Origin of the sequence: Leisingera aquaemixtae (assembly GCF_001458395.1) — a bacterium.
In the GTDB taxonomy this organism is placed as follows: Bacteria; Pseudomonadota; Alphaproteobacteria; order Rhodobacterales; family Rhodobacteraceae; genus Leisingera; species Leisingera aquaemixtae.
The window spans coordinates 280,376-296,145 of the sequence record NZ_CYSR01000030.1 but is presented as its reverse complement, the minus strand read 5'-3'; the positions used below and the strand labels follow the sequence as shown (position 1 = coordinate 296,145).

General features: G+C 63.5%; 11 protein-coding genes. 5 read left to right on the top strand and 6 right to left on the bottom strand.

Annotation, left to right across the window (positions count from 1 at the left end; all coding sequences use genetic code 11):
• The first annotated feature begins 77 nt into the window (after positions 1-77).
• A complete protein-coding gene (gene cls / locus PHA8399_RS15000; RefSeq protein WP_058286926.1) occupies positions 78-1,493 on the top strand; it encodes a cardiolipin synthase in 1,416 nt (471 codons plus the stop codon).
• Here the strand turns inward: cls and PHA8399_RS14995 are convergent.
• The gene (locus tag PHA8399_RS14995; RefSeq protein ID WP_058286925.1) at positions 1,490-1,939 is read right to left on the bottom strand and encodes a potassium channel family protein; all 450 of its coding nucleotides are present in this window, start codon (positions 1,937-1,939) and stop codon (positions 1,490-1,492) included. The genes cls and PHA8399_RS14995 overlap by 4 nt on opposite strands.
• Before the next feature lie 204 nt (positions 1,940-2,143).
• Between PHA8399_RS14995 and PHA8399_RS14990 the strand changes: the two genes are divergently transcribed.
• Genes PHA8399_RS14990 through PHA8399_RS14980 form a run of 3 tightly spaced genes read left to right on the top strand, consistent with a single transcriptional unit; the run spans position 2,144 to position 6,253 of the window.
• Complete coding sequence (locus PHA8399_RS14990) at positions 2,144-2,800, top strand: ABC transporter ATP-binding protein (protein WP_058286924.1); 657 nt, start codon at positions 2,144-2,146, stop codon at positions 2,798-2,800.
• Positions 2,797-5,214, top strand: a complete 2,418-nt coding sequence (locus PHA8399_RS14985) for an ABC transporter permease (protein WP_058286923.1) — start codon at positions 2,797-2,799, stop codon at positions 5,212-5,214. The genes PHA8399_RS14990 and PHA8399_RS14985 overlap by 4 nt, the downstream gene beginning before the upstream one ends.
• On the top strand, positions 5,204-6,253 hold the full coding sequence (locus tag PHA8399_RS14980; RefSeq protein WP_058286922.1) for a lipocalin-like domain-containing protein: 1,050 nt from the start codon (positions 5,204-5,206) through the stop codon (positions 6,251-6,253). Before PHA8399_RS14985 ends, PHA8399_RS14980 begins: the two co-directional genes overlap by 11 nt.
• Positions 6,254-6,280: 27 nt before the next feature.
• Here PHA8399_RS14980 and PHA8399_RS14975 read toward each other — a convergent pair whose 3' ends face one another.
• From PHA8399_RS14975 to PHA8399_RS14965, 3 genes are all read right to left on the bottom strand, one after another.
• Positions 6,281-6,712: a universal stress protein gene (locus PHA8399_RS14975; protein ID WP_058286921.1), complete on the bottom strand. Its 432-nt coding sequence runs from the start codon at positions 6,710-6,712 to the stop codon at positions 6,281-6,283.
• Complete coding sequence (locus PHA8399_RS14970; protein WP_058286920.1) at positions 6,709-9,318, bottom strand: TRAP transporter permease; 2,610 nt, start codon at positions 9,316-9,318, stop codon at positions 6,709-6,711. Before PHA8399_RS14970 ends, PHA8399_RS14975 begins: the two co-directional genes overlap by 4 nt.
• A 109-nt stretch (positions 9,319-9,427) precedes the next feature.
• On the bottom strand, positions 9,428-10,393 hold the full coding sequence (locus tag PHA8399_RS14965; protein ID WP_058286919.1) for a TAXI family TRAP transporter solute-binding subunit: 966 nt from the start codon (positions 10,391-10,393) through the stop codon (positions 9,428-9,430).
• Between the two features lie 282 nt (positions 10,394-10,675).
• Here PHA8399_RS14965 and PHA8399_RS22830 point away from each other — a divergent pair, with 282 nt between their 5' ends.
• The gene (locus PHA8399_RS22830) at positions 10,676-11,113 is read left to right on the top strand and encodes a hypothetical protein (RefSeq protein WP_244270235.1); all 438 of its coding nucleotides are present in this window, start codon (positions 10,676-10,678) and stop codon (positions 11,111-11,113) included.
• Between the two features lie 68 nt (positions 11,114-11,181).
• On the opposite strand, the gene PHA8399_RS14955 is transcribed toward PHA8399_RS22830, so the two are convergent.
• Positions 11,182-14,307: an efflux RND transporter permease subunit gene (locus tag PHA8399_RS14955; RefSeq protein ID WP_058286917.1), complete on the bottom strand. Its 3,126-nt coding sequence runs from the start codon at positions 14,305-14,307 to the stop codon at positions 11,182-11,184.
• A gap of 3 nt (positions 14,308-14,310) precedes the next feature.
• On the bottom strand, positions 14,311-15,459 hold the full coding sequence (locus PHA8399_RS14950; RefSeq protein WP_058286916.1) for an efflux RND transporter periplasmic adaptor subunit: 1,149 nt from the start codon (positions 15,457-15,459) through the stop codon (positions 14,311-14,313).
• Positions 15,460-15,770: the final 311 nt, after the last annotated feature.

Genomic DNA, 15,770 nt, shown 5'->3' with positions numbered 1-15,770 from the left:
GTGTAGCATAACCGCCTATGGTGTGCGGACGATGCGCATATTAGGTAAGTGCAAAGGTGCAAATTCGGGGCTGTGGAATGTTCTGGTTTATTGTCAGCACGGGCGCGATCGCCGCAACCTGGACGGCGGCCGGACTGGCTGCGCTCAGCGCGGCCCGCACGGCCCGCACGCCCCAGGGGGCAATCGGCTGGGTTGTGTTCCTGCTGTCCGCCCCTGTCATTGCCCTGCCCGCCTATGTCATCTTCGGGCATCACAGGTTCAGAGGCTACTGGAAGGCCCGCCGCCGCGCGGAACAGGCAGTGATTGCCACCCGCAATTATACCAGCGCCCATTCCGAGGACGCGCAGGAACTGCCGGTCAACACCAGCCCGTTTGAGGCGATTGCCGGCACGAACGTGTGCCGCGGCAATGGCATGACGCTGCTGATTGACGGCAAGGAAACCTTCAACGCCATCTTTGAGGCTATTGAAAATGCACAGGAATACATCCTTGTGCAATACTACATTCTGCATGCGGACGATCTGGGCCTGGCGCTGCAGAAGCGTCTGATCGCTGCGGCACACCGCGGCGTGACCATCTGGCTGATGACCGACAGCATCGGCAGCCGCAAGCTGCCGCGCGCCTACACCAGCGCACTGGAGGACGCCGGTGTCAACCTCATCGACCCGGCAGTTCAGCGCGGTCCCTGGCACCGGCTGCGGATCAATTTCCGCAACCACCGGAAAACCGTCGTCGTGGATGGCCGCATCGGGTTTACCGGCGGCCTGAACGTCGGGGATGAGTATATGGGGCTGGACCCCGCCGCCGGCCCGTGGCGCGACACCCATGTGCGGCTGACCGGTCCGGTGGTTCAGCAGCTTCAGCTGTCATTTGCCGAAGACTGGCACTGGCGCACCCAGGAACCTATTCTGGACCTGCTGAACTGGGAAGCCGAAGCTTCACCGCAGGACCGCCCGGCGCTGATTGCCGCCACCGGGCCTGGCGACACCACCGGCAACGGCTCGATGCTGTATTTCTCCGCCATTTCCGCCGCGCAGGACCGCGTTTGGCTGGCCTCGCCCTATTTTGTGCCGGATCAGGATGTGTTTGCCGTTCTGAAGCACGCGGCGCTGCGCGGGCTTGATGTGCGGATCCTGCTGCCGGAATACGCCGACCACGTGCTGCCCTGGCTGGCGGCCTTTGCCTATTTCGATGAACTGCGGGACGCTGGCGTCCGCATCCTGCGCTATCAGGGCGGCTTTATGCATCAGAAATGTTTCGTCATTGATGACACGATCTCCGCGGTTGGCACCGCCAACCTCGACAACCGCTCGTTCCGGCTGAACTTTGAGACGATGGCGCTGTTTTTCGACCGCGCCTCTGCCGGGGAAATTGCAGAGATGCTGCAGCAGGATTTTCAGCGTTCGACGGAGCTCAGCCTGCCGCTGGACCAGCAAAAGCTGAGTATCCGGCTGCTGGCCCCGGTGGCCCGGCTGCTGGCGCCAGTGCTTTAATCCTTGCCGTCATATGACTGGCCGTTCAGGGAAAACAGGCGTCCCATGGCGCTGACCAGGAAGGCGGTGCTGATGCCGAACCCGAACAGCCCGGTCACGGCGGCGAACGCCGCGAAAATCCGCAGCGCCGGCCCCAGCACCACATCGCCGTAACCCAGCGTGGTATAGGTCGCGAGCGAGAAGTAGACGGAGGTGTTCCAGTCCCCGATCGCGCCAACCAGAACAAAGGCCGAGGACCAGATCCAGACCTGCGCGGTATGGCCGCCGAGAATGATGAAAATCGCGGCGACCAGCATCAGGCCGATCTGCCACCGGCGGTAGGGTTTGGAGAACCGGGCCGACAATTTGTTCAGCACCGACGCGCACCAGACCAGAACCATAATTTCCAGGATCAGGCAAAAGCTCAGGTAGATTGAGCCCCACAGCAGTTGGTTCCACAGTGTCATTCCGGCCCTCGTGTTCGTCGGCGTGTTTGTCGGCAGCCTGGCCTCACCTGGCCGTGCAATTGGCTTTCGTTCTTAAACACTTCCATTAAGGATCGCCAGCCGCGGGAGCCCGTCCTTGACTTTGTGCCGCACTGGACTTCCCCCGGCCAGCGGTATTGAGTGCAGTTGCAGGAAAGGACGGCCAAACGCCGGAGGTGCCGCAGGATGGTTCTGAAAATCCGCAACGTGACCAAGTCTTATCCCGGCCAGACCGCAGACGATGCGGTTCTGCGCGGCGTCTCGCTGGACCTGGCAGCGGGCACCAGCCTGGCGCTGACCGGCGACAGCGGCTCCGGCAAAAGTACCCTTTTGCACCTGGCGGGGGCGCTGGACCATTTCGACAGCGGCGAGATCGAGATCGGCGCCACGCAGCTTTCCAGGCTTGGCGACCGCCAGCGCGCGGCGCTGCGCAGGCAAGAGGTTTCCCTGGTTTTCCAGCAGTTTAATTTGATCCCCTCCCTGACTGTCCGGCAAAACATCTCGCTTCACGCGCGGCTTGGCGGCCGCTGGGACGCGGTGTGGGGGCAGCAGCTGGCAGACCGGCTTGGCCTGTCCGGGCTGCTTGACCGCTACCCGGAGCAGCTGTCGGGCGGTCAGCAGCAGAGGGTTGCGATCGGCCGCGCCCTAGCCCTGCGCCCCAAACTGCTGCTGGCAGATGAGCCGACCGGCAACCTGGATGAAACCGCCAGCGCTGCAGTGATGGAGCTGATGCTGGAGCTGGTGCGGGAAAGCGGTGCCGCGCTGTTTCTGGTCACCCATTCCTCCGCGATTGCGCAGATGCTGGACCGCCAACTGCACTTGAAGCACGGCAAGGCCGCATGACCCGCGCCGCGGCGGCAGCCATCCTGTCCCATTGGCGGCGCCACCCGCTGCAACTGGCAACACTGATTATCGGGCTGGCGCTGGCCACCGGCCTGTGGTCGGCGGTGCAGGCGATCAACGGCGAGGCGCGGGCCAGCTATGCCCGCGCCGCAGAGCAGCTGGGCACCTCCGGGGCGGACCGGCTGGTGCCCGCCAGCGGCAGCATCGCGCTGTCCCGCTATGCCGCCCTGCGGCGGGCAGGCTGGACGCTGGCACCGGTTCTGGAAGGCACTGTCAGGTTTGGCCGGCAAAGCTTTGATATCATGGGAATTGACCTGCTTAGCCATCCGCTGGCGGCAAACCTGGCAGACGCGTCGGATCAGGACGGAGCGGCGCCGATGGACGCGCTGCTGCCGCCGGGCCGGTTTTTTGCGCATCCGGACACCGCTGCGGAGCTTGCTGCTGTCCAGCAGCAGCACCCGGTCACCCGGACCAGCGCCTTGCCCCGCGGGGTGCTGGTGGCCGACCTGAGCCTGGCCAGCCGCCTGCTGAGGCAGCCCGGAACGCTGAGCTACCTGCTCATCCTGCCCGGCCAGACCCCGGACCTCGCACCGCTGGCACAGCTTGCTCCGGAGCTGACCCGCGTTGCCGCCAAAAGCGCGGCAGCGGATACGGCGCGGCTGACGGACAGTTTCCACCTTAACCTGACAGCTTTTGGCCTGCTGTCCTTTGCCGTCGGGCTTTTCATCGTACAGGGCGCCATCACGCTCAGCCTGGAGCAGCGCCGGGGCCTGATCCGAACCCTGCGCGGTCTGGGCGTGCCGATGCAGCTTCTGGTCGGCCTGTTCGCCGCGGAACTGGCGGCGGTGGCGGTGATCGCCGGCGCAGCGGGACTGGCAGGCGGCTATCTGGTTGCGGCGGCGCTTTTGCCGGATGTCAGCGCCACGCTCGCCGGGCTGTACGGGGCGCCGGTCGATGGCAGCCTATCGCTGCGTCCGGGCTGGGTTCTGTCCGGTCTGGCAATGGCGCTTGGCGGCACCTTCCTGGCCGGGGCAAAAGCGCTTTTTGCACTGTGGCGGATGCCACTGCTGGCGGCCCCTGCGACGCGCGCCCGCGGGCAGCAGGCTGGCCGGTCGCATCTTCTGTCTGCCGCCGGCGGCATCGCCTGCATCCTGGCTGGAACCGCTGTTATTTCGATTTTCCAAGGACTTGTTGCCGGGTTTGTCTTCCTTGGCGGGCTGATGCTGGGGGCGGCTTTGCTGCTGCCGTTGCTGATTGCCACGGGCCTGCGGCTGGGGGCGCGGCTGGCCCGGCGTCCCTATGCGGAATGGCTGTGGGCCGACACCCGCGCGCAACTGCCGGGCATGTCGCTTGCCCTGATGGCGCTGCTGCTGGCGCTCGCGACAAATATCGGCGTCGGAACAATGGTTTCCAGCTTCAGGCTCACCTTCGTGGGCTGGCTGGATCAGCGCCTGGCGTCGGAGGTTTATGTCACCGCCCGCAGCGACACCCAAGGTGCAGAGCTTGCCCAGTGGCTGGGCAGCAAGGGGGTTACGGTGCTGCCCATCCGCAGCAGTGATGTGCGGTTTAAGGGTGCGCCGCTGCGGATCTATGGCGTGGCGGACGATGCGACCTACCGCCAGCACTGGCCGCTGCTGGACGCCCTGCCGCAGATCTGGGACCGGGTGGCTGCCGGAGAAGCGGTGCTGATCAACGAACAGCTTGCCCGCCGCTATGATCTGTCGCCCGGCGGCAGCTTCCAGCTGGAGCCGGGCTGGGTTCTGGCCATTGGCGGGATCTATTCCGACTACGGCAACCCCAACGGCCAGGCGATTGTTGCGCTTGACCGGCTGCTGGCCCGCGCGCCCGATGTGCCCAACCGGCAGTTTGGCCTGCGGCTGCCGCCGCAGGAGGTTCCGGACCTCATCAAATCAATCCGGCAGAGATTTGAAATCCCAAGGGAAAACATTATTGACCAGGCCAGCCTCAAGGCGCGTTCGCTGGCGGTGTTCGACCGGACGTTTGTCATAACCGCGGCGCTGAATCTGCTGACGCTCGGAGTGGCGGCCTTTGCCATGCTGACCAGCCTGCTGACCCTGTGGAGCCAGCGCCTGCCGCAGCTGGCACCGGTCTGGGCGATGGGGCTCAGCCGCCGCCAGCTGGCCGCAACCGAGGTGCTGCGCAGCCTTATGCTGGCCGCCATCACCGCTGTGCTGGCGCTGCCGCTGGGGCTGGTTCTGGCCTGGGCGCTGCTGGCAGTGATCAATGTCGAAGCTTTTGGCTGGAAGCTTCCGATGCATGTGTTTCCGGGCGACTGGCTGCGGCTGTTCCTGCTGGCGCTGCTGGCCGCCGTGGTGGCCGCCGCCCTGCCCGCGCGCCGGCTCAGCCGCCTGGATCCGGCCGAATTGCTCAAGGTGTTTGCCAATGAACGTTAGACCTGTCCTTGCTTTGGTTTTCACCGCATGGGCCTCGTCCGCTTTTCCGCAGGGGTTCGCGGGTCTAGGCAGCGACGCGGAAGGCTTTGCCATGCCGCAGCGCGGCCAGCGGTTGTCCTTCCCGCAGGATCACGGCCCGCACCCGGATTTCCGCATTGAATGGTGGTACTTGACTGCCAACCTTGAAGGGGCGGACGGGCGGGACTATGGCATCCAATGGACGCTGTTCCGCTCGGCCCTTGCCCCGGGCGAAGGAGACGGCTGGCAAAGCCCGCAGGTCTGGATGGCCCATGCGGCGGTGACCGCATCCGATCAGCATCTGTTTGCCGAACGCATCGCCCGCGGCGGCATCGGCCAGGCGGGCGTGACATCGCAGCCCTTTATGGCCTGGATCGACAACTGGCAGATGGCATCGGCCCAAGATAACCTGGAAAATCTGACGCTTACCGCTGCGGGTGAAAGTTTTTCCTATGATCTGCTGCTCAGCGCGGACGGACCATTAGTGCTGCATGGAGAGGATGGGTATTCCGTCAAATCCGCCGGCGGCCAGGCCAGCTATTACTACTCCCAGCCGCATTACCAAGTCAGCGGCACAGTCACGCTGCCCGGCGGCGCGGTTGAGGTCACGGGGCACGGCTGGCTTGACCGGGAATGGTCCAGCCAGCCGCTGGCTGAGGATCAAAGCGGCTGGGACTGGTTCTCGCTCAGCTTTGAAAGCGGCGCCAAGCTGATGGGGTTTGTCCTGCGGGCGGAAAGCGGAGATTTCACCTCTGGCACCTGGATTTCCGCCGACGGCACGGCGGAGCCGCTGGAGCCTGGGGCTTTTCAGGCCGATCCCTTGGATTACACCATGGTGGAGGGCCGCAGCATCCCGACACGCTGGCGCGCCGCCCTGCCCGGCAAAAGCGTTTCAGTCGAGGTTGAGGCGCTGAACCCGCAAAGCTGGATGGGCACCTCGTTTCCGTATTGGGAGGGGCCTGTCACTGTCACCGGCAGCCACAGCGGCACGGGCTATCTTGAGATGACCGGCTACGAATAAGGGCGCCCGAAGGCGCCCCTAAAGGTTTCAGCGGATCACAAAGACCGAACAATCCGAGTGCCGGATCACCCGGGCCGCATTCGGCCCGAGCAGATAATCTTTCAAGTCCGGTTTATGCGCGCCGATCACGATCAGACCGCTGCCGGCCGTTTCGGCCACTTTGAGGATCTCCTGATAGGCGGTGCCGGTAGCGACCAGGTGGCGCACCTTGGCGTTGCGCTCTTCGCCCAGCACTTTGCTGCACAGGTCCTGGAGCCGCTTGGTCGCGTCCTCCACTGCCTTTTCGTGGTGGTGTTCCTCGAAAAAGCCGGACACCCAGGTCTCGCCGAAGTTGGGCAGGACGTTGACGACGTCCAGCTGGGCGCCGTCAAGCTCCGCCAGCCGGGCGGCCTCGGTCAGGACTTTTTCGTCCAGGGCTCGGTCGCTCAGTTCCAGGGCGCAAAGAACGGGTCTGCTCATGCCGGTACTCCTTCCTGTTCACGCGCGCGTCCGCGCTGCAGAAACGCCACCAGCGCCACCAGCAGCAGCGCCGGGATGAAGATCAGCTCCTTGGGCAGCTGGCTGGCCGGGGCCTGGATGGAAGTGATCTGCACCGGCGCGTCGGCGTAGAAATCAAAGCTCTCCAGATTGGGCGCCGCCGGGGTGCCGAACATCGGCTCTTCCAGCTTCACTACGCCGTCTTCCTCCAGCAGCAGCAGGCCATAGGCATCCACTGCCGACTGGCCGCCGGAGCCGTCAGCCGTCAGGATCATTGTGGTGCTCTTGGTTCCGGACGTGTCGAAATCCGGGCCTTCCACCGTGATCCGCAGCTCCGCCCCCGGCTCAGCCTCATCCAGCGCCTGCACCAGCTGCGCCGGCGGCACTTGGGCAAAGGGCGGCATGATGCGGTCCATGAAGAAGTCCGGCCGGAACAGCGCGAAGGCGGCAAAGATCAGCAGGATGCCTTCATAGAAGCGGTTGCGGCTGAGGAAATAGCCCATGGTGCCCGCAGTAAAGACCAGGATCGCGATGGTGGCCGATATGGCGACCAGGATTCCCTGTATCCAGTTCACATCAATCAGCAGGAGATCGGTGTTGAAGATGAACACAAACGGCAGCGCCACGGTCCGCAAGCTGTAGAAGAAGGCGGTGAATCCGGTGCGGATCGCATCGCCCCCCGAGACAGCAGCCGCAGCAAAGCTGGCAAGACCCACCGGCGGTGTCACATCGGCCATGATGCCAAAGTAGAACACAAACAGGTGCACGGCGATCAGCGGCACGATCAGGCCGGACTGGGCGCCCAGCTCGACCACGACACCGGCCATCAGCGAACTGACGACGATGTAGTTCGCCGTGGTCGGCAGGCCCATGCCCAAAACCAGCGACAGAATGCCCACCATCACCAGCATCAGGATCAGGTTGCCGCCCGAGATGAACTCGACCAGCTCAGACATCACCTGCCCGACACCTGTCAGGGTCACGGTGCCCACGATCACCCCCGCGGTGGCCGTGGCCAGCGCGATGCCGATCATGTTGCGGGCACCGTCGATCAGCCCGTGCCACAGGTCGCTGACGCCCTGCATGAAGGCATTGGCCATATCGCTCTGGCCGCGGAAAATGGCCTTGAGCGGTTTCTGGGTCAGCAGGATCACAAACAGCAGCGCCGTGGCCCAGAAGGCGGACAGGCCGGGCGACTTTTGTTCGATCATCAGGAAGTAGACCAGCACGATGATCGGCAGCAGGTAATGCAGACCCGCCTTGTAGATCTCGCCCACCACCGGCAGCTCGACCTCTTCGGCGTTGGGGTCGTCCGGCACCAGATCCTCCACGCCGGAGGCCAGCCACAGCAGGGCGACATAGGCGGCCACCACCAGTGCTGACAGTGTCAAACCGGAGGCACCCGGCATCGCGGCGACAATCCATTTCACCGGATACTGCACGCCGTAGCAAAGCGCTGCGAAGCCCGCGAAGAACAGTGCCATGCCGCCAATGGTGCGGCCCATGGACACCACGCGGTTGCCTAGCGTCGGCATGTTCCGTTTCACCGCTTCCAGGTGCACGATGTAGACCAGCGCGATGTAGGAAATCGCAGCCGGCAGGAAGGCATGGGTGATCACCTCGACATAAGAGATGCCCACGTATTCCACCATCAGGAAGGCCGCAGCCCCCATCACCGGCGGCATGATCTGGCCGTTCACGGAGGACGCAACCTCAACCGAGCCGGCCTGTTCTGACGTGAAGCCCACGCGTTTCATCAGCGGAATGGTGAAGGTGCCGGTGGTGACAACGTTGGCAATCGAGGAGCCGGAGATCAGGCCGGTTGCGGCAGAGCCCACAACGGCCGCCTTGGCCGGGCCGCCGCGCAGGTGGCCAAGCGCGCCAAACGCCATCTTGATGAAGTAGTTGCCGGCGCCCGCCTTATCCAGCAGCGCACCGAACAGCACAAACAGGAATACGAACTTGGTCGACACCCCCAGGGCGATGCCGAACACGCCCTCAGACGTGATCCACATATGGCTCATCGCCTTTTTCAGGCTTGCGCCTTTCCAGCGGATCACCTCGGGCACGTAGTCCGATGAGCCGAAGAAAACATAAAGCAGGAAGATCGTCGCGATGATCGCCATTGCCGGACCCAGCGCGCGGCGGGCGGCCTCGAACAGCAACAGCAGGCCTGCCAGCGCGAACCATTTGTCCACGTCATCTGCAAGGCCGCCGGAATCGACGATTTTCTGATAGAAAATATAGCCATAGAGCGCGATGCCGGTGCCCGCGATGGCAAAGATCCAGTCCTGGACCGGGACATAGCCGCGGGGGCTGGATTTCAAGGCAGGATAGGCGGCAAAAGCCAGGAAAATGGCAAACGCCAGATGGATTTGCCGCGAATTGTTGATCACGCTGCCGGGCAGCAGCAGGTTGGCCAGCGGCGAGGCCAGCACGACTTGGAAAACCGACCAGATGACTGCGACGATGGCCAGGAACACCCCTACACTCCCCACCGGGTTGCGGGCGCCGGCGTCGGAGGACGCGACCAGTTCCTGAAGCTCTTCTTCGCTGAGCGGTCGATTTCCCTGAGCATCGGATGTCATGGATAATCTCCCCTTGGGCCGGCGTGGAGCGGCACGGCCTCAAATTTACTCCCCCGGCACGGGGGCAGAAACGGGGCGCTGATGCGCCCCGCCCCATTGTTCCGGCGGATTACTCGATCCAGCCTTTTTCTTTGTAGTATTTTTCTGCGCCAGGATGCAGCGGTGCCGACAGGCCGTCCGCGATCATTTCTTCCGGTTTCAGATTGGTGAACGCCGGGTGCAGCTTCTGGAAGGCTTCGAAGTTTTCGAACACCGAGCTGACGACTGCATAAACCGCATCCTCGGAAACGTCTGCCGAGGTCACGAAGGTCGCGCCGACACCAAAGGTGTTCACGTCCTCGTCGGTGCCGCGGTACATGCCGCCCGGAATGGTGGCGGTGCGGTAGAAGGAGTTGTCGCCAACCAGTTTCTCAACCGCTTCGCCGTCCACGGTGACCAGAACCGAGTCACAGGCAGTGGTGGCTTCCTGGATCGAGCCGGACGGGTGGCCGACAGTGTAGATCATTGCGTCGATCTGGTTGTCGCACAGCGCCGCGGACTGTTCCGCTGCCTTCAGCTCAGTCGCCAGGGCGAAATCTTCCATTCCCCAGCCCTTGGCTTCCATCAGCACTTCCATGGTGCCGCGCTGGCCGGAGCCCGGGTTGCCGATGTTGACGCGCTTGCCCTTGAGGTCGTCAAAGGTGGAGATGCCGGCATCGGCGCGCGCCACTACGGTGAAGGGTTCCGGATGCACCGAGAACACGGCGCGCAGGCCTTCGAACGGACCCGCTTCCTCGAACTTGGAGGAGCCGTTGTAAGCGTGGTACTGCCAGTCCGACTGGGCGACGCCGAACTGCAGTTCGCCTTCGCGGATGGTGTTGATGTTGTAGACCGAGCCGCCGGTGGATTCGACGGCGCACTTGAAGCCGTGCTCCTTGCGGCCCTTGTTCACCAGACGGCAAATGGCGCCCCCGGTCGGGTAATACACGCCGGTAACGCCGCCGGTGCCGATGGTGATGAATTCCTGCGCAGATGCTGCCGGAGCCATAAAGGCTGCGGTCACCAAAGCACCGATCGCCAGCTTGGTGTGTTTCATGATCAAGTCTCTCCCACTTGTCTTATGATTTGCAGCCCGGCCCGGAAATTCGCGAAAGCGGTGTTATGCTCCACGCACGGCCAGAGAATTTGGCCCCCAAGCAAGGCGTGTGCGGATATTTTTTGCACGCCCGCAAGGGTTCCACCGGGGGCCTCCCAAGTCAAGAGTGCTATCTATTGACGCACCCCCTAAAGCCGATTTTTTTTCTGTAATGACAACAGTTAGATAAATTTCCCCGTCAGTGTGCGGCGGTTTCCGGTTGCCGGCATACAAAGAATTTAATTGCAAGGGGAAATCTTCGGCCCGGCGATTCTTGCACTGCGGAAAAAGCGCTTGGGCGGTCATTGGCCGGAGCGCTGGCAGCAACCGCTTTTTGCGCTGAATTGCGGCAGGCCGGGGATTGCCATGGTGACAAATCCGGCAGATGGCGCTAATACGCGTCACACAAAAATTGATCCGCTGTTCAAGAATCGTAGCTGCGGGCACCAAGTCAGGGAGCTTGCGGCAATGCTGCTGAGCCAAGTAATTCACGATAACCCGTCGCTGACGGATTTCTGGGCTTTGGAGCGCTGCGTCTCCGCCGAGGCCCGCAAGATACCGCAGGAAGCCAGTGCCCCGCTGACCTGCGATGTGGAGCCGGAATTCCGCTGCACGCCGCGAAAATGGGACCTGATCCTGTCGGCGGCCCATGACCGCGGGCTGCGGGCCCGCCAGCGCTGATTTCTCTGCAATCAAGTATTTGAAGGCGCGGTCGGCCCCGCCCGCAGGCGCGCGGGGCCGCGTTGGTGTTATTCCGCCGGGCTGGCTGCCGGGGTGCCCTTGATGCGTTCGCGCACGCCCTGCATCATCGCATAAAGCACCGGCACCACGATCACCCCGACCACCGTCGCTGCCAGCATGCCGCCAAAGACCGCGATGCCGATTGCGCGCTGGCTGGCAGCACCCGCGCCGGAGGCCGCCATCAGCGGCACCACTCCCAGCAGGAAGGACAGCGCCGTCATCATCACGGCGCGGAACCGCTGCTTGGCCGCCTCTTGCGCGGCGTCGCGGATGCTCAGCCCCGCGGCGCGCCGCTCCATTGCGAATTCGACAATGAGAATGGCATTTTTCGACGCCAGGCCGATCAGCATGATCATCCCGATCTGGGTGTAGAGGTTGATGTCGTTGCCCGCGATGGCCACTGCGGCCACGGCCCCGAACAATGCGACGATCACGGACAGCAGGATCGCCACCGGCATGCTCCAGCTTTCGTACTGCGCCACCAGGAACAGGTAGCCGAACAGCACCGCCATCGCCAGGATCACCGTCACCAGCCCGGCGGAGTCGAGCTGCTGCTGCGCGGTGCCGGTCCATTCAAAGGCATAGCCCGGCGGCAGCGCCGTCGCGGCCTCCTCCTGCATCACCCGGATGGCATCGCCGGTTGACAGCCCGGGCGCGGGCACTGCCGTCACGGTGGCCGAGCGGAAGATGTTGTGCCGCTTGAGCAGCACCGGCCCCAAGACGTTCTCCACATCTATCAGGGTCGACAGCGGCACCATCTCGCCGGACTGCGCCCGCACATACAGGCCGCCAATGTCCTCGATCTTGTCGCGATAGGAGCCCTCGGCCTGCAGCATTACCTTGTAGACGCGCCCGAACAGGTTGAAATCGTTGACATAGTAAGACCCCAGGTACGTCTGCATGGTCTGGAAGACCTCGGCAATCGGCACGTTCAGCGTCTTGGCCTTCTCCCGGTCCAGATCGACAAAAACCTGCGGCACGTTGGCCCGGAAGGTGGTGTAGGACTGGGCGATCTCCGGCCGCTGATTGGCGGAATAGACCAGCGATCCGACGGATTGCGCCAGATCCTGCGGCGTGCCGCCTGCGGTCTGCTGCACCGCCATCTCCACACCGGCCGACATGCCCAGGCCGGAGATCGGCGGCGGGTTGAAGGCTACGATACTGGCTGCCGCCTCGGCGTTGGCGATGCCGTAGATCTGGCCGAGGATGGCGTTTGGCTGCAGGGGTTCGCTTTGCCGCTCGTTCCATGGCGCCAGGTTGGCGATGATCATCGCACCGTTGGCCCCGGCCCCGTTCAGCAGGCTGAAGCCATTGACCAGGACAGTGCCCTGGACGCCGGGGATCTGGCGGATCTGTTCGTCAATCCGGCTGGTCACGGTCTCCGTCCGCCCCAAAGCAGCCGCATCGGGCAGCTGCACATCAACAAACAGATACCCGTTGTCCTCGGACGGCAGGAAGCCCTTGGATGTCGCGGTAAACACCGTTCCGGTGCCGAAGGCAAAAGCCGCGATAATCGCCAGCCCGATCACCGGCAGGCGCAGCAGGCGCGTGACAACGCTCAGGTAGCCGCTGCGCACTCCGCCGATCATGTTTTCAAACACCGCCAGCAGCCCTTTGGGCGGGCCAGAGCGGGCTTTCAGCACGATGGCGCAAAGCGCCGGCGACAGCGTCAATGCGTTGATGGAGGAGATCACCACCGCAACCGAAATGGTGACGGCAAACTGGGAGTACAGCTTGCCGGTGATCCCGGGCATGAAGGTGACCGGCACAAACACCGCCAGCAGCACCAGCGTGGTCGCGATGACCGGTCCGGTGATCTGGCCCATCGCCTTGCGGGTGGCCTCTGCAGGGGGCAGCCCCTCCTCGGCGATGATCCGTTCGACGTTCTCCACCACCACGATGGCGTCATCCACCACGATGCCGATCGCCAGCACCAGCGCAAACAGCGAGATGGTGTTGAGCGACATGCCAAGCGCCAGCAGAAACGCAAACGTCCCGATCAGCGACACCGGGATAGCCACCGCTGGGATAACGGTTGCCCGCAGCGAGCCCAGGAAGATGAACACCACCGAGATCACCAGCACAAAGGTCATCATCAGGGTGGAGATCACATCGTTCAGTGATTGCTCGACAAAATCGGTGGTGTTGAAGGGCACGGAATAGGCGACGTCTGCGGGGAAGTCCTGCGACAGCCTCTCCATCTCTGCCAGCACCGCTTCGGAAACGGCCAGCGCATTGGCGCCAGGAGCCTGGTAGACGGCCAGAATGGTGGCCGGCACGCCGTCGTAAAAGCCCGAAGCGCTGTAGTTGGAGGCACCCAGCTCCACCCGCGCGATGTCGCTCAGCCGCACGGTGCTGCCGCCATCGCCGGTGCGGATCACGATGTCCTCGAACTCGCTGACTTCGGTCAGGCGGCCCTTGGATTTGATGGTGTACTGGAACACCTGGTCGCCGGGCACCGGCGGTGCGCCCACCTGCCCCGCCGAGACCTCGATATTCTGCTCCCGCACCGCGTTGATCACGTCGCCGGGTGAAATGCCAAGGCCGGCCATCTTGTTGGGGTCCAGCCAGACGCGCATGGCGTATTCAAAGTTTGTCAGGATGTCCGCCTTGCCGACGCCGGCCACCCGCGCCAGCGCATCTTTGATGTTGATGGCGGCATAGTTCGACAGAAACACGCTGTCATACGTCCGGTCGGGTGAGGTGAGCGCCGTCACCAGCAGCATGTTGGAGGAGCTTTTCTGCGTCACCACGCCATTGGCGGTGACCTCGGCAGGCAGCGCTGCCACCGCCTGCGCCACCCGGTTCTGCACGTTGACAGAGGCAATGTCCGGATCCGTGCCGACTTCGAAGGTCACCGACAGCGAATAGCTGCCGTTGTCGGCGGAGTTGGAGGACATATAAAGCATTCCATCCACCCCGTTCACCTGCGCCTCAATCGGCGCGGCGACGCTTTTTTCAACGGTTTCCGCGTTGGCGCCCGGGTAGCTGGCGGTGACGTTCACCACTGGCGGGGTGATTTCCGGGAACTGGGCGACAGGTAGGACGAAATACCCGATCACCCCCATGACCGTCAGCACCAAGGAAATGACAATTGCGAATTTGGGGCGTGAGATAAAGAGAGAGGAAAACATCGCTTACTCTCCAGCCTGCGCCGCCGGGACGGGTTCCACCTCGACGCCGGGGCGGATCTTTTGCAGGCCCTGGACCACAACGGTTTCGCCCTGCGTCAGCCCGTCCAGCACAACAATGCCGGTGCCCTGCACATCCCCGGTCGCGATATAGCGCTGCTGCACCTGATTCTGGCCATCGACAACCAGCACAAACGGGCCTTGCTGATCGCGCTGGATTGCGGCCTGGCTGATAATGATCCGGTCTACCGCCTCTTGCGACTGCAAGCCAACGGTCAGGAAGGCGCCGTCCAGGATCAGCCGGTTATCATTTTCGAATTTCGCCCGCACGGTGACGGCGCCGGTGTCGGGGTCGACCCGGTTGCCGGCAAAGGCGATCCGGCCCTTTTCCTCCAGCTCTTCGCCATTGGGAAGCACAACGAACACTTCTGGGGCAGTTTCGGTATCAGCCCGGTCGCGGCCGTTGGCTTCAAGCTCCTGCAGGATCTCGACAAACTGCTTCTCGTTCAGTGAGAAGGAGACGTAAACCGGCGCTTCCCGCACGATGTTGACCAGGGGTGAGCCGCCGGGGCTCACGACATCGCCGATGCTGACCTGGACCCGGCCGAGGCGGCCTGAGAACGGCGCGCTGACTTCCGTGTAGCTCAGGTCCAGTTCCGCCTGCCGGATCGCGGCCTTGGCGGCCCGCACCTGGGCCTCGGCCACCAGCTCATTAGCGCGCGCGGTGTCGCGGTCCGCCTCCGGCACAGAGCCGCGTTCGAACAGTTCCTGTTTGCGGGCCAGATCCAGAGAAGCCAGTTCCAAGTTGGCCTCCGCCTGCGCCAGTTCCGCGCTGCGGCTTTCCAGGACCGCCTCATAGGCGCTGCGCTCTATACGGAACAGCACATCGCCCCGCTCCACCTCGGCGCCGTCTTCCACCATCACCTCTTCCAGGTAGCCGCTGACACGGGCCATGATGTCGGCCTTGTCAATCGCCTCGCCCCGGCCGATGAATGTTGCGGTGTCCTTGATCTGTTTGACGACAGCCTGCGCAACGGACACCTTCGGCGCCGCGCCTTGCTGGGCGGGTGCAGGCCCTGCAAACATCAGCCCTGCCGCTGCAACCATCGCAAGACTGGTTCCACCAGACAGGCCTGCAGTCCAAAATCGTGCCATGCTGTGCCCTTTCGAGTATTGGAAGTAAATTGGGAATAATTGCAGCAACGGCTGTGACAGCCGCCTTTGCGGTAACGAAATTTCCTCCATTCAATAATTTGCTAACCTTAACCGCAAGAGCCGTTGTGCGTCTTACGCGTTTCTCTTGCTGCAGGGGCCGGGCAACTGCCCCGTTATTCCCCCAGCGCGCGGTTTAATCACTGCAAGGCGGGAACCGCAGGCAGCGGCCAGGGGTTATCACCACGGGAGCCCTGCGGACAGGCCGCCGGGCGGGCATGCATTGATAGCTGCCGCCGCGCCGCTATCTGATC

Bases quoted from the DNA above. Each gene is read 5' to 3' on its own strand.
- PHA8399_RS14990 (WP_058286924.1), top strand. From the start codon at position 2,144: ATGGTTCTGAAAATCCGCAACGTGACCAAGTCTTATCCCGGCCAGACC.
- PHA8399_RS14985 (WP_058286923.1), top strand. From the start codon at position 2,797: ATGACCCGCGCCGCGGCGGCAGCCATCCTGTCCCATTGGCGGCGCCAC.
- PHA8399_RS14995 (WP_058286925.1), bottom strand. From the start codon at position 1,939: ATGACACTGTGGAACCAACTGCTGTGGGGCTCAATCTACCTGAGCTTT.
- PHA8399_RS14970 (WP_058286920.1), bottom strand. From the start codon at position 9,318: ATGACATCCGATGCTCAGGGAAATCGACCGCTCAGCGAAGAAGAGCTT.
- PHA8399_RS14955 (WP_058286917.1), bottom strand. From the start codon at position 14,307: ATGTTTTCCTCTCTCTTTATCTCACGCCCCAAATTCGCAATTGTCATT.
- PHA8399_RS14965 (WP_058286919.1), bottom strand. From the start codon at position 10,393: ATGAAACACACCAAGCTGGCGATCGGTGCTTTGGTGACCGCAGCCTTT.
- cls (WP_058286926.1), top strand. From the start codon at position 78: ATGTTCTGGTTTATTGTCAGCACGGGCGCGATCGCCGCAACCTGGACG.
- PHA8399_RS14950 (WP_058286916.1), bottom strand. From the start codon at position 15,459: ATGGCACGATTTTGGACTGCAGGCCTGTCTGGTGGAACCAGTCTTGCG.
- PHA8399_RS14975 (WP_058286921.1), bottom strand. From the start codon at position 6,712: ATGAGCAGACCCGTTCTTTGCGCCCTGGAACTGAGCGACCGAGCCCTG.
- PHA8399_RS14980 (WP_058286922.1), top strand. From the start codon at position 5,204: ATGAACGTTAGACCTGTCCTTGCTTTGGTTTTCACCGCATGGGCCTCG.